The organism is Jezberella sp., assembly GCF_964834465.1.
Map to the genome: position 1 here is coordinate 39,233 of NZ_CBAZRM010000001.1, position 25,146 is coordinate 64,378.

The following is a 25,146-nucleotide window of genomic DNA, read 5'->3' on the forward strand; positions in this document are numbered from 1 at the left end:
TTCCGTTTACTTGGCTAAACCAATTCGCGGATAGCGAGGCAGAAGGCAGTTTAAAGGAGCCTTAAAAGCCGGCAACGAAGTATAACCTTTTACATACAAAATTACGTTCGTTTTATTTCGCCTCTTTCGGCCGTGATTTTGATTCATTGTTAATCGCGACGGCGCAACATACCGCACTGCAACATGAGTACCGTTAGAAACGCTTTAATTCGAAAAGTTCAAAAAAAAATGCCGCTATCAGCGGCATTTATTTATGATCTGGCGTCGATCAACGCTTCACATCACGCTCAGTTGAACCTACAAACAACTGCCGTGGACGACCAATCTTGTACTCTGGATCAGAAATCATTTCGTTCCATTGAGCGATCCAGCCAACCGTGCGGGCAAGCGCAAAAATAGCAGTGAAAAGTGCTGTTGGAACACCGATTGCCCGCTGCACAATACCAGAATAGAAGTCTACGTTTGGATACAACTTGCGATCCACAAAGTACTGGTCTTCAAGCGCGATACGCTCGACTTCCATCGCAAGTTTGAACAAAGGATCGTTTTCCAAGCCAAGTGAAGCAAGCACTTCTTTACATGTCTGCTGCATCAATTTGGCACGCGGATCGTAGTTTTTGTAAACACGATGGCCAAAACCCATCAGGCGAACACCTGAGTTTTTGTCTTTGACTTGCTCCATGAACTGGCCGACGTAAGACATACCGCCCTTCGCCTGAATCTCTTCCAGCATATTCAAGCAAGCTTCATTCGCACCACCGTGAGCCGGCCCCCACAGGCAAGCAACACCCGCCGCAATCGCTGCGAAAGGGTTAGTACCCGAAGAGCCACACAAACGAACGGTCGAGGTCGATGCGTTTTGCTCATGATCGGCGTGAAGAATAAAAATCCGATCCAACGCACGCTCAACCACAGGATTGACGACATACTCTTCGCAGGGCGTGGCAAACATCATCCGCAAGAAATTACCGGTATACGACAGATTATTTTGTGGATAAATGAATGGCTGGCCTTGCGAGTACTTATAGGCCATGGCAACCAGGGTTGGCATCTTGGCAATCATGCGGATTGCTGACACGTGACGGCTGTACTCGTCGGTAATGTCAGTCGAATCATGATAAAACGCAGACATGGCACTGACCAAGCCAGTCAGCACAGCCATGGGGTGCGCATCACGACGAAACCCACGCATAAAAAAGTGCATTTGCTCATTGACCATCGTGTGATGGGTAATGAGGTCATCAAAAGCAAGTTTTTCTTTCTGGTCAGGCAAGTCGCCGTTCAAAATCAGATAACAAATATCCATGAAATCGCAGTTGACGGCCAACTGTTCGATCGGATAGCCGCGGTACAGCAATTCACCCTTGTCGCCATCGATATAGGTAATGCTCGACGCGCAGGCTGCCGTAGACAAAAAACCGGGGTCATAGGTGAACTTGCCTGTTTGACCGTATAACTTGCGGATATCAATGACTTGGGGGCCCACTGTACCGTCGTACATCGGAAATTCTACCGACGGAGATCCGTCCGAGAACGAGAGCGTGGCTTTGTTATCTGCGAGTTTCATCTACTTTTCCTGTAGTTGTAATTAGAGCTTACGAATTTGACTTAACACATCGTGAACTGGTTTACGGTCGAGTGCGCCAGTCGGTTCTAGCCTTCCAAGCAACAAGTCGAGTAGTTCGTTGTCACCTAACTCGAACAACTGCGTCAAGGCGCCCACGTCTTCATCAGTCAGCGTATCCTGATATGCATCAAGATACTCGGTGAAAATCAGATCGTTTTCCAACAGGCCACGCCGGGATCTCCAACGTAGCCTTGTTCTGTCTAAATCCGTCAGACTGGTCAAAGTGTATATCCTGTTAAACCGTGCGACGAACCAACATCTCTTTGATTTTACCGATCGCCTTCGAGGGATTTAACCCCTTGGGACAAACATCAACGCAATTCATGATGGTGTGACAACGGAACAACCGATACGGATCTTCTAAGTTATCGAGACGCTCACCTGTGGCTTGATCACGGCTATCTGCGATGAAACGATAGGCTTGCAATAAGCCAGCGGGCCCGACGAACTTATCGGGATTCCACCAAAATGAAGGGCACGATGTCGAACAGCAAGCGCACAAGATGCACTCATACAAACCATCTAACTCTTCGCGAGCCTCAGGCGATTGCAAGCGCTCTTTTTCTGGCGGTGGCGTGTCGTTAATCAGGTAGGGATGAATTGAATGGTATTGGTTGAAGAAGTGCGTCATGTCGACGACCAGGTCACGAATCACTGGCAACCCAGGCAATGGGCGAAGCACAACAGGCTCTTTCAGTTCGAGCATGTTAGTGGTACAAGCCAAGCCATTCTTGCCATTGATGTTCATCGCATCAGAGCCACAGACGCCCTCGCGGCAAGAGCGGCGTAACGTCAACGAATCATCCACATCCAGCTTGATGCGTTGCAACGCGTCAAGCAACATCTTGTCTGTCGGTTGCAGCTCAACTTCGAGCTTTTGCATATAGGGACGCTCGTCCTTGTCAGGATCGTAGCGATAAATTTCAAACTTAACAATGCGCTTTGTGCTCATGATAATTATCCCGATGCTGTCTTAGAAGGTACGTACTTTGGGCGGGAAACTTTCAACCGTCAGCGGTTTCAAGTTCACAGGCTTGTAGTCCAAGCGATTACCGTCCGAGTACCACAACGTGTGCTTGATCCAGTTTTCATCGTCGCGCTCAGGATGATCGTCAAGCGCATGTGCGCCTCGGCTCTCAGTGCGAGCAGCGGCAGAGTGAATCGTCGAGCGGGCGACTTCGATCATGTTCGACAGCTCAAGGGCTTCAATACGTGCGGTATTAAATACTTTCGATTTGTCTTTGAAAGCGATGTTATCGACCTTATCTGCCAACGCATCAATTTTAGTCACGCCTTCTTTGAGCGAAGCGATCGTGCGGAACACACCACAGTGCTTCTGCATCGCATTTCGAATCTCGTTACCGACGGCTTGAGTTTTTTCACCGTCCTTTCTTGACTCGAGTGCATCGACCCGCGCCAGTGAAAAATCAACAGACGCTTGTGGCAATGGCTGGTGATGATGCTGTTTCTCTGGATGAGCGTTCACAATGTGATTGCCCGCAGCCCGACCGAACACAATCAGATCTAGCAACGAATTTGTGCCCAACCGATTGGCCCCGTGAACCGATGTTGCCGAACATTCTCCGATGGCGTAAAGGCCGTTCACGACACTTAGTTCACCGTTCGCCCAAGTTGTCACCTGACCATTAATGTTGGTCGGGATGCCACCCATCTGATAATGGATGGTTGGAACAACAGGAATAGGCTCTTTCGTCGCGTCAACGTTAGCAAACTTGTGACCAATTTCAAGAATAGAAGGCAAGCGCTTGTTGATAACGTCAGCGCCAAGGTGATCCAGTTTCAGATGGACATAAGCGCCCTCTGGACCACAACCGCGGCCTTCTTTAATCTCTTGATCCATACAGCGGGAGATGAAATCACGTGGCGCGAGATCTTTCATGGTTGGCGCATAACGCTCCATGAAGCGCTCGCCATCCTTGTTCAGCAGGATACCGCCCTCACCTCTCACACCTTCAGTAATCAGAACGCCAGCACCAGCGACACCGGTTGGGTGAAACTGCCAGAACTCCATGTCCATCATGGGGATACCGGCACGTGCCGCCATACCCATGCCGTCGCCCGTATTGATAAAGGCATTGGTTGATGCGGCCCAAATGCGACCAGCACCACCCGTGGCGATTACGGTGGTTTTGGCTTCAAAAATGAAGATTTCACCGGTTTCCATCTCGAGGGCAGTAACGCCCAACACATCACCCGCTTCGTTGCGTAGCAGGTCAAGTGCCATCCATTCGACAAAGAACTGCGTACGTGAGGCGACGTTGCGTTGGTATAACGTATGAAGCAATGCATGACCAGTACGGTCGGCAGCAGCACAGGCGCGTTGCACCGGCTTTTCGCCAAAGTTGGCACTGTGACCACCAAACGGACGCTGATAAATCGTACCGTCGGGATTTCTGTCGAAGGGCATACCGAAATGCTCAAGCTCATACACGGCGTTAGGTGCTTCGCGGCACATAAATTCGATGGCGTCTTGATCACCAAGCCAATCGGAGCCTTTGACGGTGTCATACATATGCCACAGCCATTTGTCTTCGCTCATGTTGCCAAGCGATGCACCTATCCCCCCTTGGGCGGCGACCGTGTGTGAACGAGTTGGAAACACTTTTGACAGAACAGCAACAGACAGGCCTGCGTTGGCGAGCTGGAGCGAGCAGCGCATGCCAGCACCGCCGGCACCCACGACCACCACATCAAACTGGCGGCGCGGAATAGAAGAGTTGATAGCGACCACGGCTTAGTTTCTCCAGAGGATATTAATGAAGTACACGACTGAACCAACAAGCCAGAGCAAGGTCATGACCATCAGAAACAAACGCACACCTACGTTGCCTACGTAATCCATCCAGATATCACGAACACCGATCCAGGCGTGCCATGCGAGCGACATCATGGTGAGTGATGCCAGTATCTGACCGATGGGCATCATCAGGACGGTAAAGGTAAAAAGGCCATGCCAGCCTTGGTACGTGAAACCGGACATGGTCAAAATACCGACCAACAAGACTAAGGTGTAGACCGCCATGATGATGGCGGTAACCCGCTGTGCCAAATATTCGAATGTGCCGTAATGTGCACCGACAACTAGGCGTTTCGTACCAATTTTTTCTGTAAGTGCCATGATTTACCAAGCTCCGAATAGTTTGAGCGCAAAAACAAAGGTGAGGCCCAAACTTACCCCCATCACAATGCCAGCGCTTTTTTGAGCTGAATGCTTGTCCATACCAATATGCAGGTCAAGCACCAGGTAGCGAATGCCGGCACAGAAATGATGGAGATAACCCCAGATGAACGCCAAGAGAATCAGTTTGACGATGACGTAGCTTGTCGCTGCCGAAATCACGTTGTACCCTGCTTCAGAGGTAAAGCTCATCGCGAATAAACCGATCAACACAGGCAAAGCGAGAAACAACAATGCGCCGCTCACGCGGTGCAGAATCGACACCTTGCCGGCTAACGGGAGCCGATAAGCAAAAAGTATCTGGGGGACACTGATATTTTTGAACTGCGGGCGCGGTTTTTGCGCTTTATCTGACATAACGACCTCAATGTGAGCGTTTTTTACACTAGGGGGAAACCACTATATTCTCGCCGATATACAACCTCGGTACAAGACGAACCTAAGAAAAGCCACTTTCTATCTCAAATACACACCCTTTGGTCTAGATTAAGCGCCGAATCACCCCACACAAGCACCTAAATCAAGCTATTTCGGTAGTAATAATGATCAGTAAGATAATGACCAGTTCTAAGCTCGACTGGTCGATCGGCGTAAGTATACGAAATTCGGTCGACTCTTAATAAAGGAGTTTGAACTTTGACGCCCAGCAGCTCACAGAACTCGCTCTCACCTGCCACGGCGGTCAGTTTTTCGTCTGCCCGCACCATGCTTACCCCGAATTTTGACTCAAGAAGCCCATACAAAGGCCCTACATAAGATGTGAGAATATCTGCTGACAAACCATTGAACAGCGCAGCGGGCAAAAAAATATCGTCAACCACCGCTGCTTTGCCGGCAAACGAGAGGACCCGACGGATGGCAATCAGGGGATCACCCGCCTTCAACCCGAGAGAACGAGCCATCTCGGCATTGGCTCGCTGCCGCCGGCAACTCATGATTTTGCTCTGAGGAGGTTGCTGCTCACCACTGTTGGGCGCCAAACGTAAAAACCGGAACCGAATTTTGGCCTCGTGATGAGTGGCAACGAACGTGCCCCGACCTTGGCGTCTCACTAAAAGGTGATCTGCGGCTAGTTCGTCGACCGCCTTACGAACGGTACCTTGGCTCACCTGAAACCGAGCCGCAAGCTCAATTTCGCTGGGGATGGCTTCGCCAGGCTTCCATTCGCCATCATCAAGTGCCTGAACCAGCATCGCCTTGATTTGCTGATACAAAGGGCTAAAAGCTGCAGTCGCTTTCGACTTGCTTGCCGCTCGTGGACGATCAGTATCGGACATAGGCACCATCTTGGATACAAGTAGCCGTATTTTGGCACACAAGCGCTATATCGTCCATTGATCTTATGTCTTATATAAGATATAAGATTATTTGACGACCAACTCCGTTTACCCTAAGATGCTATCCAATTTCAAGCACGCACCAATAAACGAGCGCACGCAGATAAAAACGCTAAACTTGCCGTTCAATAATTTGCATTTCCTTCAATAGAGTCCTCTCGGAGATTGTTATGTCTAAACCCGCCATCCGCGTTGCGGTCACCGGTGCCGCCGGCCAGATTGGTTACGCCTTGCTGTTCCGTATTGCATCTGGCGAGATGCTTGGTAAAGATCAGCCTGTGATTTTGCAGCTACTTGAGATCCCCGATGAAAAAGCTCAAAAAGCGCTGAAAGGCGTCATGATGGAACTCGACGATTGCGCTTTCCCACTATTGCAATCGATGACTGCGCATAGCGACCCACTAGAAGCATTCAAAGGTGTTGAAATTGCTCTGCTGGTTGGGTCACGTCCTCGTGGCCCAGGCATGGAACGCAAAGATTTGCTGACAATTAATGCGCAAATTTTTACTGCACAGGGTAAAGCACTGAACCAAGTTGCCAGCCGCAATGTAAAAGTACTAGTCGTTGGCAACCCAGCGAACACGAATGCGTATATCGCGATGAAATCCGCACCGGATTTGCCAGCCAAAAATTTCACGGCAATGCTACGCCTGGATCACAATCGCGCCTTGTCGCAACTCGCGACGAAGATGGCAAAGCCTGTGGCAGAGATTCAAAAACTCGCCGTTTGGGGCAATCACTCGCCCACCATGTACCCAGACTATCGTTTCGCTACGATTGGCGGCCAAAGCGTGCCTGCCATCATCAATGACGAAGCCTGGAACCGCGAAACGTTCTTACCAACCGTGGGTAAGCGTGGCGCTGCCATCATCGAGGCGCGTGGTTTGTCATCTGCCGCCTCTGCTGCGAATGCTGCGATCGATCACATCCACGACTGGGTGCTCGGTACAAACGGCAAGTGGGTCACCATGGGGATTCCTTCAGACGGCACCTATGGCATTCCTGAAGGCATCATGTATGGCGTTCCGGTTACCTGCGAAGGTGGCGAATATCATCGCGTTACTGGTCTAGAAATCGATGCATACTCGCGTGAGCGCATGGATTTAACACTCAAAGAACTGCTTGAAGAGCGCGACGGCGTTGCAGACTTACTGAAGTAAATTTCAGCAAAATGGGCCTGTGATCAGGTCCATTTTTTTATCTATAAAGAAGAGGACTTACATGTCAACCATCGTCACTGCGGGCCAGCGTTTTCGTCAGGCGCTCATCGAAGAGAAGCCACTACAGATCATCGGCGCGTTAAACGCTCATCATGCACTGCTTGCCAAGCGCGCTGGCTTCAAAGCGATTTACCTCTCTGGCGGTGGTGTCGCTGCGGGTTCACTCGGGTTGCCAGATCTTGGCATCAACACGCTCGATGATGTGTTGACCGATGTACGCCGTATCACCGATGTCTGTGACCTACCGCTGATTGTCGACGTTGACACCGGATTTGGGCCATCGGCCTTCAATATCGCGCGAACGACAAAGAGTCTGATCAAATTTGGGGCTGCTGGTTTTCACATCGAGGACCAAGTAGGCGCCAAGCGCTGCGGACATCGTCCAGGCAAAGAAATCGTTTCTTTGCAAGAGATGGCTGATCGCGTCAAGGCAGCGACGGACGCGCGTACCGATGACAGTTTTTACATCATCGCCCGAACCGATTCAATTGCGACCGAGGGTGTTGATCTTGCCATTGAACGAGCGATCGCGTGCGTGCAAGCCGGGGCGGATGCAATTTTCCCTGAAGCCGCATATGACCTAGAGACGTTTGAAAAATTTCGCCGTGCCGTGAATGTGCCTGTCCTCGCCAACATTACCGAATTTGGTAAGACCCCTCTGTTTAGCGTCGCCGACCTAAAGCCTACGGGCGTTGACATGGTGCTAAACCCTTTGTCCGCTTTCAGAGCCTGTAATAAAGCCGCAGAAGCCGTTTATGAGGCTGTACGTCGCGATGGTCACCAAAGAAGCGTGATCGACATGATGCAGACGCGCGATGAGCTGTACGACCGCATCGGATATCACGAATTTGAAAGCAAAATTGACAAGTTGTTTGCCGCTGGCAAAGTCAAATAATCTTCGCAAACCTAATATCAGGAGTCATCATAATGGCTAAAGCAAAAACCAGTCCGGCCAAAAAAGCAGCGGCAGCAGGCACTGAAGTCGCAAAGTCAACGGTACTTAAGACAGCAGCGCCAGAGGCAGCCGAACAAGCGGCGCCAGCGTTTAAGCCGAAGAAGTCAGTTGCCCTGTCGGGCGTGACGGCGGGCAACACGGCACTCTGCACTGTTGGGCGCAGCGGCAACGACTTGCACTACCGGGGCTATGACATCTTGGATTTTGCGGACAGCTGCGAATTCGAAGAAATTGCTCATTTGCTGATTCACGGAAAGCTGCCGAATAAAGCGGAATTGGCCGCATACAAAAAGAAACTCAAGTCCTTGCGTGGTTTACCGGCCAATTTGCAAGCTGTACTCGAGTCACTGCCAGCAGCCAGCCATCCGATGGACGTGATGCGCACTGCGGCGTCGGTGCTTGGATGCACCATCCCCGAAAAAGAGGATCACAACGTCCCTGGTGCTCGCGACATTGCGGATCGACTGATGGCTAGCCTTGGCTCTGCCTTGCTCTATTGGTATCACTACAGCCATAACGGTCGCATTATCAATGTCGAGACCGACGATGAAAGTATTGGTGGCCACTTTCTACACCTGTTGCACGGCGAAAGCCCAAGCGACGAATGGGTTCGTGCGATGCACACCTCATTGATTCTTTATGCAGAACATGAATTCAATGCGTCTACGTTCACCTGCCGCGTGATTGCAGGCACTGGCTCTGATATGTATTCGGCAATAACGGGCGGTATTGGTGCCTTACGAGGCCCTAAACATGGCGGCGCTAACGAAGTCGCCTTCGAAGTGCAAAAGCGTTACGAAACACCCGATGAAGCTGAAGCAGATATCCGTGCCCGCGTTGAAGCAAAAGAAGTCGTCATTGGATTCGGCCATCCGGTTTATACAATCTCAGATCCACGCAATCATGTCATCAAAGCTGTAGCACATCGTTTATCGAAAACGGCGGGTTCGACCAAAATGTATGACATTGCTGATCGTCTTGAGGCAGTCATGTGGGATGCGAAGAAAATGTTCGCGAACCTCGACTGGTTCTCGGCCGTGTCCTATCACGTCATGGGCGTGCCAACGGCAATGTTTACGCCACTGTTCGTCATTGCGCGCACGGCGGGGTGGTCGGCTCACATTATTGAACAACGGATAGATAACAAGATTATCAGGCCAGCTGCAAACTACACAGGCCCTGAGAATCAGACGTTTATCCCGCTCGCCAAGCGCAAATAAGCCATTAAGCAGATAAGCAAGAAGACATGAACACAGAAAACCGCAAGCCGCTACCTGGCACCCATCTCGATTACTTCGACGCGCGAGCAGCGATTGACGCGATCCAGCCAGGTGCTTACGATACCCTGCCGTACACCTCCCGTGTTTTGGCAGAAAATCTCGTGCGCCGTTGTGATCCGGCCTCGCTGACGGCGTCTTTAAAGCAGCTCATTGAGCGAAAGCGGGATTTGGATTTTCCGTGGTTTCCGGCGAGAGTCGTTTGTCATGACATTCTTGGACAAACCGCGTTAGTAGACTTAGCTGGCCTGCGTGACGCTATTGCCGCGCAGGGCGGTGATCCTGCGTTGGTGAATCCGGTGGTACCGACTCAACTTATCGTCGATCACTCGCTCGCGGTCGAATGCGGTGGTTTTGATCCAGACGCCTTTGAAAAAAATCGGGCGATTGAAGACCGACGAAACGAAGATCGTTTTCACTTCATCAATTGGACTAAGAAGACATTTAAAAACGTGGATGTCATTCCGCCTGGCAATGGCATCATGCATCAGATCAACCTTGAGCGGATGTCGCCCGTCGTGCACGCGCGTGATGGGGTTGCCTTCCCGGATACGCTGGTAGGCACAGACAGTCATACGCCACATGTGGATGCGTTAGGTGTCATCGCCATTGGTGTCGGCGGCCTTGAAGCCGAATCTGTCATGCTGGGCCGTGCCTCCTGGATGCGACTACCCGACATTATTGGGGTTGAACTTACCGGTAAAGTACAACCGAGCATGACGGCAACTGATCTCGTGCTCGCCTTGACAGAGTTTCTTCGCCATCAAAAAGTGGTGTCAGCCTATCTAGAATTTTATGGTGAAGGTGTTGCTCAGTTAACCCTCGGGGATCGTGCAACGATCTCCAATATGACCCCTGAATATGGCGCTACCGCTGCCATGTTCTACATTGACCAACAAACGATCGACTATCTCACCTTGACCGGCCGTGAGGATGCGCAGGTCAAATTGGTGGAGACCTATGCTAAGCAGACAGGGCTTTGGGCTGATAGTTTGAAAGCCGCCAAATACGAGCGCGTGCTGCACTTTGATTTGTCTACGGTGGTCCGAAACATTGCTGGGCCGTCGAACCCACATCGCCGGGTTGCGACCTCGGATCTTGCTGCCCAAGGCATCTCTGGAATCGTTGAGAACGAAGCTGGAAAAATGCCGGATGGCGCTGTGATCATCGCGGCAATCACCAGCTGCACCAATACAAGTAATCCGCGCAACGTCATCGCGGCGGGGCTACTTGCGCGCAACGCAAATGCCAAAGGCCTAACGCGTAAGCCTTGGGTGAAGAGCTCGCTCGCGCCGGGATCCAAGACGGTTGAGCTATATCTCGAAGAAGCCAAGCTCATGGCTGAATTACAAAAATTGGGATTCGGCATTGTTGCCTTTGCGTGCACAACGTGTAACGGAATGAGCGGGGCATTGGATTCCGTCATTCAACAAGAAATCATCGATCGCGATCTTTATGCCACTGCCGTTTTATCAGGCAATCGAAATTTTGATGGACGGATTCATCCTTATGCGAAGCAAGCGTTTCTGGCTTCACCTCCACTGGTCGTGGCCTACGCAATTGCTGGCACTATTCGCTTTGATATTGAGAAAGATGTCCTGGGACTCGACCTTGAGGGCAAGCCTGTCTTGCTCAAAGATATCTGGCCTACCGACGAAGAGATTGACGCGATAGTGGCGTCTAGCGTCAAACCGGCTCAGTTCCGAAAAGTATATGAGCCCATGTTCGCCGCGACCGTGGCATCCACAGAGAAGCTGAGCCCGCTTTACGATTGGCGTCCGCAGAGTACTTACATCAGACGCCCCCCTTACTGGGAGGGAGCATTGGCAGGGACTCGTGCACTCGCGGGGATGCGGCCGTTAGCAGTACTTGGTGACAACATCACTACCGATCACCTGTCGCCCTCAAACGCCATCATGCTTGACAGTGCAGCGGGTGAGTATTTGGCAAAAATGGGCCTGCCAGAAGAAGACTTCAATTCTTACGCGACCCATCGAGGTGATCATCTCACTGCTCAACGGGCGACCTTTGCTAACCCTAAGTTGATCAATGAAATGGCGGTGATTGATGGCCAGGTAAAGCAAGGCTCGCTCACCCGTATCGAGCCAGAAGGTCAAGTCACCCGTATGTGGGAAGCCATTGAGACCTATATGGATCGCAAACAACCCCTCATCATTATTGCAGGCGAAGACTACGGGCAAGGTTCATCAAGAGATTGGGCCGCGAAAGGGGTCAGACTTGCGGGCGTTGAAGCGATCGCTGCTCAGGGTTTCGAACGCATTCACCGGACAAATCTTGTTGGCATGGGTGTTTTACCGCTTGAGTTCAAGCCCGGCGTGAACCGTAAAACCTTGAACATCGACGGTACCGAGGTGTACGACGTCATTGGTGAACGAACCCCGCTGGCTACTTTGCTGTTGCGCATCACCCGCAAAAATGGCGAACGTGTTGACGTCCCTGTTACCTGCCGTCTCGATACTGCAGAAGAAGTCTCTATCTACGAGGCGGGTGGGGTGTTGCAGCGATTTGCGCAGGATTTTCTTGAGTCAAGTGCCTCAGCCTAACAAGAATTGACTCAACTGCAAGAAACCGGAGAAGAGACGATGACATTTGCACCTCAAATCAAAGTACCCGCAACCTACATCCGCGGAGGTACCAGTAAAGGGGTATTTTTCAAACTTGAGGATTTGCCGGTTGCGGCGCAAGTGCCTGGATTGGCCCGCGACGCCTTGTTGTTGAGAGTGATTGGCAGCCCCGATCCCTATGGTAAACAAACGGATGGAATGGGCGGTGCGACTTCGAGTACCAGTAAAACGGTCATCTTGTCTAAAAGCACGCAGCCCGATCACGATATCGATTATCTTTTCGGGCAAGTGTCTATCGACAAGCCATTTGTCGATTGGAGCGGCAACTGCGGCAATCTGTCAGCCGCTGTCGGGCCCTTTGGCATCAGCAATGGTTTGGTTGCCGCTGACAGGATCCCCCAGAACGGTGTGGCGACCGTGCGAATCTGGCAGGCAAACATCGGCAAAACCATCATTGCACATGTCCCAATGACTGATGGTGCGGTGCAGGAGACAGGTGATTTCGAATTGGATGGGGTGACTTTCCCAGCGGCCGAAATTCAGCTTGAGTTTATGGATCCCGCTGCGGACGACGAGGGTGATGGTGGATCGATGTTTCCAACCGGCAATGTCGTCGATCTGCTAGAGGTGCCGGGCTTGGGGACTTTCAAGGCGACCATGATCAACGCAGGGATTCCCACCATTTTCGTCAATGCACAAGATATTGGTTATCGTGGCACAGAGCTTCAGGACGATATTAATGGCGACCCAAAAGCGCTGGCCATGTTCGAAACGATTCGAGCCTATGGTGCAGTGCGAATGGGGTTGATTTCCGATATCAGCGAAGCGGTTACGCGCCAGCACACCCCAAAAGTTGCTTTCGTCGCCAAACCAACTGACTACGTTTCGTCCAGCGGAAAAAAAATCGCTGCGAACGACGTCAACGTTTTGGTCAGGGCAATGTCGATGGGTAAGCTGCATCACGCAATGATGGGAACCGCCGCTGTCGCCATCGGTACAGCCGCCGCAATACCAGGTACGCTCGTGAACTTGGCGGCCGGTGGTGGTTATCTTGAGTCAGTTCGGTTTGGACACCCATCGGGCACCCTTCGCGTTGGTGCACAAGCCAATCAGACTGCAGGCGAATGGACAGTCACCAAAGCGATCATGAGTCGAAGTGCTCGTGTGTTGATGGAAGGCTGGGTGAGAGTGCCAGGTAATATCATCTGATCGCTATTGATCCTCTTTATTACCCGAGCCTACATGTCACCTACCATTCCCGCGGCACTTGTTGTTACGTTTAGCCTGTTTATCGCCTGCGCGTTCGCGTTTTTCGTGTCAGGCGCCTACCTGCTGCTGTTCAAAATAAAAAAGGCTAACCGCCTTTTGAAACATCCCTATCTCAACGATCGCGCTTATGGGCAATACCCTCTCAATATCCGGACTGAAATATTGCTCGATTACTTCATCAGACTTACCTTCCCGACATCGAACGTTTGGCTTGCCGCCAACTCAAACCACTTGCTGGCGCACGTCGACCCCAAGTCAGTGCCGATGGACGTCAAGTGGCCGATTATGGGCTTATGGGCAAGTTGCTTTATCGGGACACCAATCATGGTCACACTTTGGGTGCTCTTGATGAGTGCAGGTGCTCGATGAGCTTCCCTATCACACATGACTTACAAAACCACTGTTTCAGTACAACGGTTGACGGTCACCTATGCGTGCTAACGTATTTGCTCGACGATAATGTAGCCACTTTTGTACATACGGGCGTGCCAGACGCAGTAGCAGGACGCGGTATTGCCGCCGCGCTGACGCAATTCAGTCTTGAGACGGCAATGCGCGAGGGTTGGAAGGTCATACCTGCCTGTTCTTACGTCGCTACGTATCTGCGTCGGCACCCTGCGTTTGCAGACCTGACGTTAAAGCGACAATGATCAGCACCTGACTTAAAACGTTGGATTGATTATTTCATTGGATCATCGTCAAAACCAAGTCTTATATAAGATATAAGACCTTGATGAGATGCCGATCAGAGACTACAATCAAGTTATTATTTTTGCTGTTATTGCGATTACTCTTCCTGTTCACCACCTCCTTTTTTAAAAGGCGTCATCATGCTCCAAGCCTATCGTCAACACGTCGCTGAACGTGCCGCACTTGGTATCCCCCCACTGCCGCTGTCTGCTCAGCAAACGGCTGATCTGATCGAACTGCTGAAGTCGCCTCCAGCGGGCGAGGGTGAGGCGCTGGTTGAGTTGCTGACGCATCGGGTCCCTGCCGGTGTTGACGATGCAGCAAAAGTAAAAGCATCCTATTTGGCAGCAGTCGCGCTTGGTAGCGAAAAGTGTGCCCTGATCTCGCGAGCGAAGGCAACTGAGCTTTTAGGTACCATGCTGGGTGGCTACAACATTGGGCCGATGGTGCAATTGCTGGATGATGCTGAAGTTGGGCAAGTCGCTGCTGCAGGCCTCAAAAAGACCTTGCTGATGTTTGATGCCTTTCATGATGTCAAAGAAAAAGCGGATCACGGCAACGCCAATGCCAAATCAGTGATGCAGAGCTGGGCTGATGCCGAGTGGTTTACCAGCCGCCCTGAAGTGCCACAAAGTTTGACCATCACGATCTTTAAAGTCACTGGCGAAACCAATACCGACGATTTATCGCCTGCGCCAGACGCCTGGAGTCGCCCAGACATCCCGCTGCATGCCTTGGCCATGTTGAAAAACCCCCGCCCCGGCATTGAACCTGAAGAGCCTGGCAAAACCGGTCCAATCAAGTTCATCGAAAACTTGCGCAACAAGGGAAATCTTGTTGCTTACGTCGGCGATGTGGTTGGCACAGGTTCTTCGCGTAAATCCGCGACCAATTCAGTGCTCTGGTTCACCGGTGAAGATATTCCTTTCGTGCCGAACAAACGCTTTGGCGGCGTCTGTCTGGGTAGCAAGATTGCACCGATCTTCTACAACACCATGGAAGACGCGGGTGCCTTGCCGATCGAGCTGGATGTCTCGCAAATGAATATGGGTGACACCGTTGAACTGCGCCCCTACGAAGGTAAAGCACTGAAAGACGGCAAGGTGATTGCCGAGTTCACGGTCAAATCGGAGGTATTGTTTGATGAGGTTCGTGCCGGTGGTCGCATTCCGTTGATCGTTGGTCGAGGGTTGACAGGAAAGGCCCGCGAAGCGCTTGGCTTGCCACCTTCAACCTTATTCCGCCTGCCCCACGTGCCAGCCGCATCAACCAAAGGTTTCACGCTTGCCCAAAAAATGGTGGGTCGTGCATGCGGCCTGCCAGCAGGTCAAGGCGTTCGCCCTGATACTTACTGCGAACCCAAAATGACATCAGTTGGCAGTCAGGATACGACTGGCCCAATGACGCGCGATGAGCTCAAAGACTTGGCTTGTTTAGGCTTCTCAGCCGATCTCGTGATGCAGTCCTTCTGTCACACAGCGGCTTATCCAAAACCTGTCGATGTCAAAACACACCATACCCTGCCTGACTTCATGAGCAACCGTGGTGGTATTTCGTTGCGACCTGGTGATGGCATCATCCACTCTTGGCTCAACCGTATGTTATTGCCTGACACGGTAGGCACGGGTGGCGATTCACACACTCGCTTTCCTATCGGGATCAGCTTCCCGGCCGGGTCGGGGTTAGTTGCATTTGCTGCAGCCACAGGTGTAATGCCTTTGGATATGCCTGAGTCAGTGCTAGTGCGCTTCAAAGGCAAAATGCAACCAGGCGTCACCTTACGTGATCTAGTCCATGCAATCCCCCTGTATGCGATAAAAGCCGGGTTGCTGACTGTAGACAAACAAAACAAAAAGAATATTTTCTCTGGCCGCATCCTCGAAATCGAAGGTTTACCAGATTTGAAGGCTGAACAGGCTTTTGAATTATCTGATGCTTCTGCTGAGCGTTCAGCTGCTGGTTGCACGATTAAGCTCAATAAAGAGCCCATCATTGAGTACATCCAGAGCAACATTGTCATGTTGAAGTGGATGATTGCAAGTGGCTATGAAGACGAGCGCAGTATTCGACGCCGCATCGCTGCAATGGAAGCTTGGCTGGCGAATCCACAACTGCTAGAAGCAGACGCAGATGCTGAGTACGCTGCCGTGATCGACATTGATCTCGCTGAAATTCACGAGCCTATCGTTTGCTGCCCGAACGATCCTGACGACGTTAAATCGTTGTCTGAAGTTGCTGGCTCAAAAATTGACGAAGTTTTCATCGGTAGCTGCATGACCAACATTGGCCACTTCCGTGCAACCTCCAAATTGCTTGAGGGCAAGCGGGATATCCCCGTAAAACTGTGGATTGCACCACCAACAAAAATGGACGCTGCCAAACTGACTGAAGAAGGTCACTACGGTGTGTTCGGTGCGTCAGGCGCGCGCACTGAAATGCCAGGTTGCTCATTGTGTATGGGCAATCAAGCCCAAGTGCGTGAGGGTGCGACGGTGATGTCAACGAGTACGCGTAACTTCCCCAACCGTCTGGGCAAAAATACCAATGTCTACCTGGGTTCCGCCGAATTGGCTGCGATCTGCTCAAAACTGGGCCGGATCCCAACCAAAGCAGAATACATGGGTGACATGGGTGTGATTGCCGAAAATGGTGACAAAATTTATCAGTACCTCAATTTCGACAAAATCGACGACTATAACGACGTGGCAAACGCCATCGACGCTTAAAGGCTCACCCATCACCACAGACTAGATAGTTTGAAGACACAGCAGGCTGCTTTTTTTGAGGCAGCCTGTTTTGGTTTTTAACGCTCATTTTGACTTGAAAGCAATTGTATCGGTAGTATTGCGAATGGCTGACAACCCGCTGTAGATTACCTGAACGGAGACCGGCCCACCTATGATGGGCCTGCTTTCCAACAACCCAGGACCGCTACATGGAACCCCGAATGACCGCACTTGAAACTCGTTTCGACACGATTCTTCCGACGCTCGCTACCAAAGAAGATTTAAAAAATTTAGAGATCCATCTAACAATCGCCTCCAAAAAAGATATCAATGATTTGGAAGACAAACTCAGAAAATCGACCAAAGATGATCTGGACAATCTAGAAAGCAAATTACGACGAGCCTCTAAAGAGGACATGAACCATCTTGAAAGCAAATTGAGACAGGCCTCTAAAGAGGACATGAATCATCTAGAAAGCAAATTGAGACAGGCCTCTAAAGAGGACATGAACCATCTTGAACTCAAAGTAACAGGCATTATTCACCAAGAGCTCAGATCGATCGGTAAAGAAATACATGCGAACAACTGGCGTACGATTGTCTGGATGACCACTGTTTTGGGTGGGGCGTTTTCTGGCGTCATTTACATCGCGAGATATTTGCCTGCCCATTGATGCCCTGTACACAGCCGACCGATGAGATTCTGTACACTGTCTACTTAAATTCATAAATTGGCTGAAGTTATGCCCCGTTCTCGTGCATCGTTACCCTCCCGCCTAGGTCGAGAAGCTTCACGTCTTGTTGCGCTTTCGCTTGCGCTACACAGCTCGGGCAGCCGGATCGAAGATTGTTTCTGGGAGGTTGAGCTCGCCAAACTGATCGGCAAATTGCTAGCAACCGGCAAGGATCAAACGATCAATGCCGCACTCGATCATCTGTCACAACATCATCTTGGTGGATATGAAGTATTGATGGAACAGGCGGAGACGCTATCCGAATCCTGTGTCATCGAGAAGGACGGTATTCGCTACGACGTCCTACTCATCCTTGCCCCGTTGGTCGCATGGACGCGCTACAGCATCCCTACCCAGCCAATTTCGTCTCATATCCTGACCGGGTTAGTAGGACAAATGCAGCAGCATGTTCTAGCGACAAAAACAAAAATTTCGTTTATTCCACAAGTAGTCAGTCTGGATCAAATGCCACGGGGGTTTTCCGAGACCTGGCAGTGGCTTCACCGCTTAGGCGAAAGCGCTTTAGGCAACGGTGCAGAACAACCCGTGCTCAATGAAGTACCGGATAGCTTCAATATGCTTGCGGATACTCGTTACCTCGTTGGTGCGATTGCTGTTGAGAAAAATCAGGCGCTGTTTCGCTGGCAAGAACAGCCCGGCGAATTGGGCGAAGCTCGCGCTACTTGTCTTGAGCAGTGGGCAGCCGGGACAAAAAACTATTTCGCGGATTTAATCCCTGGATGCGGCTTTGAAATCCTTGTCCCAGATGCTTTCTATGTCAGCAACCGCGAAGCTGACCGTCGGGTCAGACCCCTGTCTGTCAAAGCCGCCATCGCGTGGCTGTGTGCCGCATTAGCGATTGAGCCAAGTGAGCTGCGCGTGGTGATTGCGAGCTGTGGTGAACAGCGAGTAGAAGAGTATCGGATCGGATTTACACAAAAGCATCAAAACGAAGTCGTCTATGGGTGCCTTTGGCCCATGTATGGCAGAGAAGATGATGCCTTAAACAACGAGCCCGATGCCCCCGCCCGGGATACCGCGTCGGAGATCAGCGAACTCATCAAGTCTTGCGGGGTGGAGGATGTTCGTCAACTTCCAACAATGCTGGCACTGGATTTTTGCGATGACTGCGGTGCCCCGTACTTTCCCAATCCTGCAGGTGAGATGGTGCATGCTGAGCTGCCAGAGGATGCGCAAACCGCCCCCACACAGTTTCATTAATGATCAAAGCCGATGTGTTCTGTCGGGTCATCGACAATTATGGTGACATCGGTGTCACCTACCGTTTGGTCCGTCAGTTACGTGACGAATTTAATTGGGCAATCCGGCTATGGGTCGATAAATTAGCAAGCTTTAAGCGAATAGAGCCGCAGATTGACGATACCTCAGAGCACCAGTGGCTCAATGATATCGAGGTTGTGCAATGGGATGAAGAGACTCACCCTATCACCCCACGAGACATCACCATCGCCTCTTTTTCCTGTAACTTGCCAGATGGGTTGTTGACGGCAATGCACAGTCACAAGACCCTATGGATCAATCTTGATTACCTCAGTGCTGAGGACTGGGTCGAAGGATGTCATGGCCTGCCCTCTTTGCGCAGCGATGGATTATCCTCGCATTTTTTCTTCCCCGGTTTTACGGATAAAACAGGCGGGCTTCTGCGAGAGAGTGCTCTTTCTGAGCAAAGGGATCATTGGTGCTCGGCACGAGATCATCAATGCAACTTTCTCATATCACTTGGCGTTGATCCACTGACCGCCTTTGAGTGGCGCGATCAAGCCATCAACGCACCAACCATCGTGTCTTTATTTTGTTATCCACAAGCAAATACCAAAGGCCTGACCGAGGCGTTAGCATCAACAGGAAAACCATTCTTAGTGTTATTGCCCGAAGGCATCGCGCCTGAATTGGCGTCGGGTTGGATTGGCCGATGCCAGCTTCAACGTATCCCGTTTGTTACTCAGCCTGATTACGACAAGATTCTATGGACATCAGATATTAATTTTGTTCGAGGAGAAGATTCAATGGTCAGGGCGCTATGGGCAGCAAAGCCCCTCGTCTGGCAAATCTATCCTCAAGAACAGTGTGTCCATCTCATCAAATTAGCTGCGTGGCTAAAGCTCGCATCGCTCGATGCCAACGTGGCTGATTTAGTGCATACATGGAATACCGGATCAACCAGCACCGATCTCAACAACATAAATTTCAGCAATATCGTCACATCGGCGCTTGCCCCTGAATCGATTCAACGGTGGCGCTCGGCGATGATTAAATTCAGTGAAAGGCAGGCAAAGCACTTAGATTTAGCAACCTCGCTGGTCAAATTTTGCGAACAATCTGCGTCGAAAGGCCAGAAAGGCTAGAATAGAGGGCTATTTTCTATCAACTTGGCGCGTTGCGCGCGCCAGATCTTCAGTTACCGGAGTTTTGACCAATGAAAACCGCACAAGAACTGCGCGTGGGCAACGTAGTGATGGTCGGCAAAGACCCCCTCGTCGTGCAGCGCGCAGAGTACAGCAAATCAGGCCGCAACGCGTCAGTCGTAAAACTCAAGTTCAAAAACTTGTTGACTGGCTCAGGTAGCGAAACAGTGTCCAAGGCTGACGAAAAGTACGAAATCGTTGTCCTAGACAAGAAAGAAGTCAATTACTCTTACTTCGCTGACCCGATGTACGTTTTTATGGATGCCGATTTCAACCAGTTCGAAATCGAAGCTGAGAGCATGGGCGATGCCTTGAATTACCTCGAAGAAGGCATGCCTGTCGAAGCGGTTTTTTATGATGGGCGAGCGATCTCTGTTGAATTACCCACCATTGTCGTTCGTGAAATCATTTACACCGAACCTGCCGTTCGTGGCGACACTTCTGGCAAGGTGATGAAGCCTGCCAAGATCAACACGGGTTACGAAATGCCGGTGCCGCTTTTTTGCGAAATTGGTAACAAGATCGAAATCGACACGCGTACCGGTGAGTATCGCAGCCGAGTGATGTAACTGCTGTGTGGCAATCGCCACCGACTTATCGACGTTGATTGCTCGTTGTGAAAGGTCTGGGGCTAGTCAGCACCTTGATCAATCATTAAAAAAGATCTTCGAGATTTTCGAAGATCTTTTTTTTGAGCAACACCCTTAATGGTCTTTGAGGCTCAGTGCATCGAACAAGTCGTCAGCTTGAACTTGCATGCGCGTCTGAGAAGGGCTTGTACCACTTATCGTGTAGCACCATCCCTAGCAACATGGCAATCACAAAAATGAGCGCTTTGAAGTGACCTGCACCGAGGGCAACGAGTGCCGGGCCAGGACAAAATCCCGCCAGTGCCCAACCAACCCCAAAAATTAGACTGCCAATCACCAGTGATTGATTGATGTGTTTGGTGCCTGCCAAATGGAGCGTCTCGTGAAAAACAGTTGTTCGTCGCTTTTCTATCCACCGGAAACCTATATAAGCGATCGGAATGGCGCCCAGCATCACAAACATCAGACTTGGATCCCAATCACCCCCCAGATCTAAAAAGCCGATCACTTTGGCTGGATTAGTCATGCCTGACAAGATGAGCCCCAGACCAAAAATTAACCCTGCAATAAAGGTGAGGATGTTTTTCATGCTTATCGATAAAAAGTGTGTAAAAACAGATAGCAGCTAACAAAGCCTGCGCCCATGAACGAAACCGTCGCAACCAGCGAACGAATCGACAACCGGGCCAGACCACAGATCCCGTGACCGCTGGTGCAACCCGACCCCATTCGAGTGCCGAAGCCCACCAACAGCCCGGCGGTGATAAGCGCATAGAAATTGGCGCCAATGTTGATGTTAGGCAAAGGTGAAAATAGCGAGTAGAAGAAACTCGAACTGACCAACCCCAAGACAAATAAGAAGCGCCACAAATAATGATTTTTAGGGGTGTTTTGAAGCTGTAGAAGTGCCCCTAAGATGCCACTGACACCAGCGATTCTGCCTTGAAAAGCAATCAAAATCGCACAGGCTAAACCAATGACTCCCCCTCCCATCAGGGATGGCACGGGACTAAATGCTTGCCAATCGATATCCACGCTGCTATTTGCCTTTTTAGGTTAAGCGGCTTAACAAGTGCTAATTAAGATAAATAATACTATATATTTTTATAATATATAATTATTTTAATTTTTAAAATAGAAAAAAGACATCATGACTATTCATATCAAGAGTTTTTTTGATCAAACGACATCTACTTTCACGTATACCTTGAGTGATGCGTCGAGTGGTCACTGCATCATCATCGATCCCGTTCTGAACTACGACCCGAAATCTGGCCGGACAAGCACTCAGTCAGCCGATGAGGTCGTTGCCTTTGTCAACGATCAACAGCTCAACACTGAGTGGATACTCGAGACCCACGCACATGCCGACCACCTGACAGCAGCCCACTATTTGAAAGCGAAGCTCGGCGGCAAGATCGCCATTGGCGAGCGCATCCCTCAAGTACAAAAAGTGTTTCAAGGCGTTTTCAATTTGGGTGATCGTTTCAAGACCGATGGGTCACAATTTGATTGTCTGCTCAAAGATAACGACATCATCCCTTTTGGCGATTCAAGCTTGCAGTGTCTTTTTGTTCCGGGGCACACGCCGGCCTGTGTGGCTTACCATATCGACAACGCTATTTTTGTCGGCGACACGCTTTTCATGCCAGACGTTGGTACAGCTCGATGTGATTTCCCCGGTGGCGACGCCCATCAGTTATACCAATCCATAAAGAAATTATTGAATCACCCCCCCGACACAAAGCTCTATTTGTGCCATGACTATCCACCTAACGGACGGGTAGCTCAATGCGAAACCACCGTTGAGCAACAAACATCAAATAACATCCATATTCACGACGGGATATCCGAAGAAGCGTTTGTGCTGATGAGAACAGCTAGAGATAAAACACTAGAAATGCCCGCTCTGATGTTGCCAGCCATACAAGTGAACATCAGAGCGGGTGAGCTGCCAGCGGCCGAGGCAAATGGCACCGCTTACTTGAAAATCCCCTTGAATGTTCTGTAGACTCCATGAAAGAATTCAATCTGCAACAAATGCTTTCGTCGGCAGACAAAGCGTGTGCCCTCATGAAAGTTCTGGCGAACCGCGACCGAATGATGATTTTGTGCCAGATCAGTCAAGGTGAATGTTGTGTTGGTGATTTAGAGCGTCATCTTGAAATAGGTCAACCAACCCTGTCTCAACAACTCAGCGTGTTACGAAAAGAAAAGCTGGTCCACACACGACGAGCAGGCAAGCAAATTTACTATGCTATGGCGAGCAACGAAGCGCTGGCAGTGATGAGCGTTTTGTATCAGCAGTTTTGTGAACAACACTCGACCAATAAACCTAATCCCGCACACCTGTCGTTAACATCCGGCCGCTAACGTCGGCTTGAAGTTTGCTCATGGTGGGGGGGGTTAGGGTACGAGACTCATAAACAGGTAAGCCGCAAATACGACTAAGTGCACGACGCCTTGCAAGACGGTCGTTCGACCGATCGCAATCGTCAGACTTGCCAGTAAAAACGTGAGCGCTAAGAAGGTCATGCCCAAAGCATCGAGGCCTAAACTCAATGGCAAATGAAAAACAACTGAAACGACTGCCACGGCTGGGATAGTCAACCCGATACTGGCTAAGGCAGAGCCAAGCGCAAGGTTCAAACTGGTTTGCAGGCGCTTGGCGATGGCAGCACGAACCGCAGACACGCCTTCTGGCAAGAGCACCATTGCCGCAATGACGATGCCCACCACGGATCTGGGCGCACCTGCTTTGCTGATGGCATGCTCAATCGCTGGGCTCAAGGCTTTGGCCAAGGCAACTACCGCAACGAGAGAAATTAATAATAAAACACCGCTGATCAGTGTTTTCATGTTCGACGGAGGTGCCGCATGAACACGAGGATCATCTCGGTCGTCCTCATCGATTGGCAAAAAGTAACCACGATGCCGAACGGTCTGAATAAAAACGTAGGTGAAGTACAAGACCAGCGATGAAACGCCAGCAAAAATCAACTGGCCTTCGGTGAATGTTGGGCCTGGAGAGCTCGTCGTCACCACGGGTAATACAAGCGTCAGTGTCGCCAGAGCGATCAGTACCGCCAAACCCGAATTCGTGCCTTCCACCCGGAAGCGCAATTCATTGTGCTTTAAGCCTCCAAAAAAAATCGAAGCACCGATCACCCCGTTGCTGACGATCATGATGGCTGCAAAGACTGAATCGCGTGCGATCAACTCACTACCTTCCCCAGCTGCGAGCATGATAGAGATAATGAGAGCCACTTCAATAATCGTCACTGCCACGGCCAAGACAAGCGTGCCAAACGGTTCACCCGTCTTGTGCGCGATCACTTCTGCCTGATGCACTGAATTAAGCACTGCGATAATGAGCAAGAGGGTCATCACGAGAATGACCCAAATATTGTCCAAATTAATCATGCTCATCATCGACTGTTACCTTTACTTTAAGATGGTTTAGCCATACCCAATCGCTCAATCGTCGCCTTTTCGGCAAAGAAAGTATCGTGAGCAAATTTTGTGTACTCTTCGGTGCCCATGTAGATCACTGGCTGATCTAGTTTATCGAATGTCGCCAGCACACGAGGGTCATCGAGCGTCTTTTTGAACGCATCATGCAAAATTTTCACCACTGCCGGATCCATCCCCTTCGGGCCACAGACACCATAAGGGGAATCGGACACCGTTTCGTAGCCAAGCTCAGTCAACGTCGGCACGGTAGGCCATCGTTTCGTTCTCTTGCTACCGTAAGTTGCCAGCAAAATCATTTTTCCTGAATCCACATATTCGCCCCAAAGACCAGAGTCACTCATCGACATCACATGTCCGCCCAGTGTCCCTTGCAGATTTTGGGCACTGCCTTTGAAGGGGATATGGGTCAACGCAATACCGGCGCGTTGCGCGAATTCTTCGATTGCCAAATGTGGGCTCGTCCCTGTACCAGGACTGCCGTAAGTAAACGCATTTGGGTTCTTTTTAGCGAATGCGACCAAGTCGGCAATACTTTTAACGGGCGAGTCAGCTGGGACCGCCAACCCGAAGATATAACCAGTGAGGCAAATGATCCAGGTGAAATCGTTGAGCGTGTCGTAGTTGACTTTCTGCATATGCGGCAACCTAAACACGCCTTGCGGTACTTGAGCGAGCGAGTAGCCATCAGGTCGGTCGTTGACTAGTTCGGTGGCGCCAAGCGTACCGCCGGCGCCCGGCTTGTTCTCGATCACCACGTTTTGACCAAGCGTCTTGCTCACGCTCTCCGCCAGAGACCGCATAATGATGTCAGTTGCCCCGCCCGCAGGCCAAGGACAGATATACTTAATCGGACGGTTGGGAAACTTCGCGCTCTCGGCACCTGCCAGGCTTGGCAACATGGCAGTCGCCAGCAATGTGCCGGTAGATTGGATAAAAGCTCTTCTATCTGTCATATTGTCTGCCCCTAATTTCACCCTGACGACATGTTGCGCGAGTGATTGATTTTGATTGATCTTTCTGTGGCAGAAGTTTACACG

Annotated in this window: 25 protein-coding genes; 14 read left to right on the forward strand and 11 right to left on the reverse strand. The window is 50.7% G+C overall.

Features of this window, described 5'->3' with window-relative positions; translation table 11 throughout:
- Nucleotides 1–268 precede the first annotated feature (268 nt).
- From AC1W8Y_RS00160 to AC1W8Y_RS00190, 7 genes are all read right to left on the reverse strand, one after another.
- Nucleotides 269–1,567: a citrate synthase gene (locus AC1W8Y_RS00160; RefSeq protein ID WP_482012433.1), complete on the reverse strand. Its 1,299-nt coding sequence runs from the start codon at nt 1,565–1,567 to the stop codon at nt 269–271.
- Between the two features lie 21 nt (nt 1,568–1,588).
- Nucleotides 1,589–1,849, reverse strand: coding sequence for a succinate dehydrogenase assembly factor 2 (locus AC1W8Y_RS00165; RefSeq protein WP_482012434.1), 261 nt, complete (start codon nt 1,847–1,849; stop codon nt 1,589–1,591).
- Between the two features lie 13 nt (nt 1,850–1,862).
- Nucleotides 1,863–2,579 (reverse strand): succinate dehydrogenase iron-sulfur subunit, encoded by a 717-nt coding sequence (locus AC1W8Y_RS00170; RefSeq protein ID WP_482012435.1) that lies wholly within the window; start codon nt 2,577–2,579, stop codon nt 1,863–1,865.
- A gap of 21 nt (nt 2,580–2,600) precedes the next feature.
- Entirely contained in the window at nt 2,601–4,379 is a 1,779-nt protein-coding gene (gene sdhA, locus AC1W8Y_RS00175; protein ID WP_482012436.1) for a succinate dehydrogenase flavoprotein subunit, read from the reverse strand.
- A 3-nt stretch (nt 4,380–4,382) separates the two neighbouring features.
- Nucleotides 4,383–4,766 (reverse strand): succinate dehydrogenase, hydrophobic membrane anchor protein, encoded by a 384-nt coding sequence (gene sdhD / locus AC1W8Y_RS00180; protein ID WP_482012437.1) that lies wholly within the window; start codon nt 4,764–4,766, stop codon nt 4,383–4,385.
- A 3-nt stretch (nt 4,767–4,769) separates the two neighbouring features.
- The gene (sdhC, locus tag AC1W8Y_RS00185) at nt 4,770–5,183 is read right to left on the reverse strand and encodes a succinate dehydrogenase, cytochrome b556 subunit (RefSeq protein ID WP_482012438.1); all 414 of its coding nucleotides are present in this window, start codon (nt 5,181–5,183) and stop codon (nt 4,770–4,772) included.
- Between the two features lie 158 nt (nt 5,184–5,341).
- Entirely contained in the window at nt 5,342–6,103 is a 762-nt protein-coding gene (locus AC1W8Y_RS00190; RefSeq protein WP_482012439.1) for a GntR family transcriptional regulator, read from the reverse strand.
- A 230-nt stretch (nt 6,104–6,333) separates the two neighbouring features.
- Between AC1W8Y_RS00190 and AC1W8Y_RS00195 the strand changes: the two genes are divergently transcribed.
- From AC1W8Y_RS00195 to efp, 12 genes are all read left to right on the forward strand, one after another.
- Nucleotides 6,334–7,323, forward strand: a complete 990-nt coding sequence (locus AC1W8Y_RS00195) for a malate dehydrogenase (RefSeq protein WP_482012440.1) — start codon at nt 6,334–6,336, stop codon at nt 7,321–7,323.
- 61 nt (nt 7,324–7,384) lie between these two features.
- A complete protein-coding gene (gene prpB, locus AC1W8Y_RS00200; RefSeq protein WP_482012441.1) occupies nt 7,385–8,278 on the forward strand; it encodes a methylisocitrate lyase in 894 nt (297 codons plus the stop codon).
- Nucleotides 8,279–8,310: 32 nt separating this feature from the next.
- The gene (prpC, locus tag AC1W8Y_RS00205; protein WP_482012442.1) at nt 8,311–9,558 is read left to right on the forward strand and encodes a bifunctional 2-methylcitrate synthase/citrate synthase; all 1,248 of its coding nucleotides are present in this window, start codon (nt 8,311–8,313) and stop codon (nt 9,556–9,558) included.
- Nucleotides 9,559–9,584: 26 nt separating this feature from the next.
- Nucleotides 9,585–12,179: a Fe/S-dependent 2-methylisocitrate dehydratase AcnD gene (acnD, locus tag AC1W8Y_RS00210; RefSeq protein WP_482012443.1), complete on the forward strand. Its 2,595-nt coding sequence runs from the start codon at nt 9,585–9,587 to the stop codon at nt 12,177–12,179.
- 39 nt (nt 12,180–12,218) lie between these two features.
- Entirely contained in the window at nt 12,219–13,409 is a 1,191-nt protein-coding gene (prpF, locus tag AC1W8Y_RS00215; RefSeq protein WP_482012444.1) for a 2-methylaconitate cis-trans isomerase PrpF, read from the forward strand.
- A 33-nt stretch (nt 13,410–13,442) separates the two neighbouring features.
- On the forward strand, nt 13,443–13,838 hold the full coding sequence (locus tag AC1W8Y_RS00220) for a hypothetical protein (protein WP_482012445.1): 396 nt from the start codon (nt 13,443–13,445) through the stop codon (nt 13,836–13,838).
- The gene (locus AC1W8Y_RS00225) at nt 13,835–14,119 is read left to right on the forward strand and encodes a GNAT family N-acetyltransferase (RefSeq protein WP_482012446.1); all 285 of its coding nucleotides are present in this window, start codon (nt 13,835–13,837) and stop codon (nt 14,117–14,119) included. The genes AC1W8Y_RS00220 and AC1W8Y_RS00225 overlap by 4 nt, the downstream gene beginning before the upstream one ends.
- A gap of 180 nt (nt 14,120–14,299) precedes the next feature.
- Nucleotides 14,300–16,885 (forward strand): bifunctional aconitate hydratase 2/2-methylisocitrate dehydratase, encoded by a 2,586-nt coding sequence (acnB, locus tag AC1W8Y_RS00230; RefSeq protein WP_482012447.1) that lies wholly within the window; start codon nt 14,300–14,302, stop codon nt 16,883–16,885.
- Nucleotides 16,886–17,106: 221 nt separating this feature from the next.
- Nucleotides 17,107–17,559 carry a hypothetical protein gene (locus AC1W8Y_RS00235; RefSeq protein WP_482012448.1) on the forward strand — a complete coding sequence of 151 codons (453 nt, stop codon included), beginning with the start codon at nt 17,107–17,109 and terminating at the stop codon, nt 17,557–17,559.
- Nucleotides 17,560–17,628: 69 nt separating this feature from the next.
- Nucleotides 17,629–18,840 (forward strand): DUF2863 family protein, encoded by a 1,212-nt coding sequence (locus tag AC1W8Y_RS00240; protein WP_482012449.1) that lies wholly within the window; start codon nt 17,629–17,631, stop codon nt 18,838–18,840.
- On the forward strand, nt 18,840–19,985 hold the full coding sequence (gene earP, locus AC1W8Y_RS00245; protein WP_482012450.1) for an elongation factor P maturation arginine rhamnosyltransferase EarP: 1,146 nt from the start codon (nt 18,840–18,842) through the stop codon (nt 19,983–19,985). Before AC1W8Y_RS00240 ends, earP begins: the two co-directional genes overlap by 1 nt.
- A 71-nt stretch (nt 19,986–20,056) precedes the next feature.
- Nucleotides 20,057–20,614, forward strand: a complete 558-nt coding sequence (gene efp / locus AC1W8Y_RS00250) for an elongation factor P (RefSeq protein WP_482012451.1) — start codon at nt 20,057–20,059, stop codon at nt 20,612–20,614.
- A gap of 172 nt (nt 20,615–20,786) precedes the next feature.
- Here the strand turns inward: efp and AC1W8Y_RS00255 are convergent, their stop codons facing one another.
- Entirely contained in the window at nt 20,787–21,224 is a 438-nt protein-coding gene (locus AC1W8Y_RS00255) for a DUF6691 family protein (protein ID WP_482012452.1), read from the reverse strand.
- Between the two features lie 2 nt (nt 21,225–21,226).
- On the reverse strand, nt 21,227–21,670 hold the full coding sequence (locus tag AC1W8Y_RS00260; protein ID WP_482012453.1) for a YeeE/YedE family protein: 444 nt from the start codon (nt 21,668–21,670) through the stop codon (nt 21,227–21,229).
- Nucleotides 21,671–21,785: 115 nt separating this feature from the next.
- Here AC1W8Y_RS00260 and AC1W8Y_RS00265 point away from each other — a divergent pair, with 115 nt between their 5' ends.
- Nucleotides 21,786–22,646: an MBL fold metallo-hydrolase gene (locus AC1W8Y_RS00265; RefSeq protein WP_482012454.1), complete on the forward strand. Its 861-nt coding sequence runs from the start codon at nt 21,786–21,788 to the stop codon at nt 22,644–22,646.
- Nucleotides 22,647–22,651: 5 nt separating this feature from the next.
- Complete coding sequence (locus AC1W8Y_RS00270; RefSeq protein WP_482012455.1) at nt 22,652–23,008, forward strand: ArsR/SmtB family transcription factor; 357 nt, start codon at nt 22,652–22,654, stop codon at nt 23,006–23,008.
- 33 nt (nt 23,009–23,041) lie between these two features.
- Here AC1W8Y_RS00270 and AC1W8Y_RS00275 read toward each other — a convergent pair whose 3' ends face one another.
- A complete protein-coding gene (locus tag AC1W8Y_RS00275) occupies nt 23,042–24,067 on the reverse strand; it encodes a calcium:cation antiporter (protein WP_482012456.1) in 1,026 nt (341 codons plus the stop codon).
- Between the two features lie 17 nt (nt 24,068–24,084).
- The gene (locus AC1W8Y_RS00280; RefSeq protein WP_482012457.1) at nt 24,085–25,062 is read right to left on the reverse strand and encodes a tripartite tricarboxylate transporter substrate binding protein; all 978 of its coding nucleotides are present in this window, start codon (nt 25,060–25,062) and stop codon (nt 24,085–24,087) included.
- Nucleotides 25,063–25,146 lie beyond the last annotated feature (84 nt).

What these genes read in the sequence shown, in the direction of transcription:
- AC1W8Y_RS00160 (WP_482012433.1), bottom strand. Translation starts at nt 1,567, where the DNA reads ATGAAACTCGCAGATAACAAAGCCACGCTCTCGTTCTCGGACGGATCT.
- AC1W8Y_RS00170 (WP_482012435.1), bottom strand. Translation starts at nt 2,579, where the DNA reads ATGAGCACAAAGCGCATTGTTAAGTTTGAAATTTATCGCTACGATCCT.
- sdhD (WP_482012437.1), bottom strand. Translation starts at nt 4,766, where the DNA reads ATGGCACTTACAGAAAAAATTGGTACGAAACGCCTAGTTGTCGGTGCA.
- sdhC (WP_482012438.1), bottom strand. Translation starts at nt 5,183, where the DNA reads ATGTCAGATAAAGCGCAAAAACCGCGCCCGCAGTTCAAAAATATCAGT.
- AC1W8Y_RS00190 (WP_482012439.1), bottom strand. Translation starts at nt 6,103, where the DNA reads ATGTCCGATACTGATCGTCCACGAGCGGCAAGCAAGTCGAAAGCGACT.
- AC1W8Y_RS00195 (WP_482012440.1), top strand. Translation starts at nt 6,334, where the DNA reads ATGTCTAAACCCGCCATCCGCGTTGCGGTCACCGGTGCCGCCGGCCAG.
- prpB (WP_482012441.1), top strand. Translation starts at nt 7,385, where the DNA reads ATGTCAACCATCGTCACTGCGGGCCAGCGTTTTCGTCAGGCGCTCATC.
- prpC (WP_482012442.1), top strand. Translation starts at nt 8,311, where the DNA reads ATGGCTAAAGCAAAAACCAGTCCGGCCAAAAAAGCAGCGGCAGCAGGC.
- acnD (WP_482012443.1), top strand. Translation starts at nt 9,585, where the DNA reads ATGAACACAGAAAACCGCAAGCCGCTACCTGGCACCCATCTCGATTAC.
- prpF (WP_482012444.1), top strand. Translation starts at nt 12,219, where the DNA reads ATGACATTTGCACCTCAAATCAAAGTACCCGCAACCTACATCCGCGGA.
- AC1W8Y_RS00220 (WP_482012445.1), top strand. Translation starts at nt 13,443, where the DNA reads ATGTCACCTACCATTCCCGCGGCACTTGTTGTTACGTTTAGCCTGTTT.
- AC1W8Y_RS00225 (WP_482012446.1), top strand. Translation starts at nt 13,835, where the DNA reads ATGAGCTTCCCTATCACACATGACTTACAAAACCACTGTTTCAGTACA.
- acnB (WP_482012447.1), top strand. Translation starts at nt 14,300, where the DNA reads ATGCTCCAAGCCTATCGTCAACACGTCGCTGAACGTGCCGCACTTGGT.
- AC1W8Y_RS00235 (WP_482012448.1), top strand. Translation starts at nt 17,107, where the DNA reads ATGACCGCACTTGAAACTCGTTTCGACACGATTCTTCCGACGCTCGCT.
- AC1W8Y_RS00240 (WP_482012449.1), top strand. Translation starts at nt 17,629, where the DNA reads ATGCCCCGTTCTCGTGCATCGTTACCCTCCCGCCTAGGTCGAGAAGCT.
- earP (WP_482012450.1), top strand. Translation starts at nt 18,840, where the DNA reads ATGATCAAAGCCGATGTGTTCTGTCGGGTCATCGACAATTATGGTGAC.
- efp (WP_482012451.1), top strand. Translation starts at nt 20,057, where the DNA reads ATGAAAACCGCACAAGAACTGCGCGTGGGCAACGTAGTGATGGTCGGC.
- AC1W8Y_RS00255 (WP_482012452.1), bottom strand. Translation starts at nt 21,224, where the DNA reads ATGAAAAACATCCTCACCTTTATTGCAGGGTTAATTTTTGGTCTGGGG.
- AC1W8Y_RS00265 (WP_482012454.1), top strand. Translation starts at nt 21,786, where the DNA reads ATGACTATTCATATCAAGAGTTTTTTTGATCAAACGACATCTACTTTC.
- AC1W8Y_RS00270 (WP_482012455.1), top strand. Translation starts at nt 22,652, where the DNA reads ATGAAAGAATTCAATCTGCAACAAATGCTTTCGTCGGCAGACAAAGCG.
- AC1W8Y_RS00275 (WP_482012456.1), bottom strand. Translation starts at nt 24,067, where the DNA reads ATGATGAGCATGATTAATTTGGACAATATTTGGGTCATTCTCGTGATG.
- AC1W8Y_RS00280 (WP_482012457.1), bottom strand. Translation starts at nt 25,062, where the DNA reads ATGACAGATAGAAGAGCTTTTATCCAATCTACCGGCACATTGCTGGCG.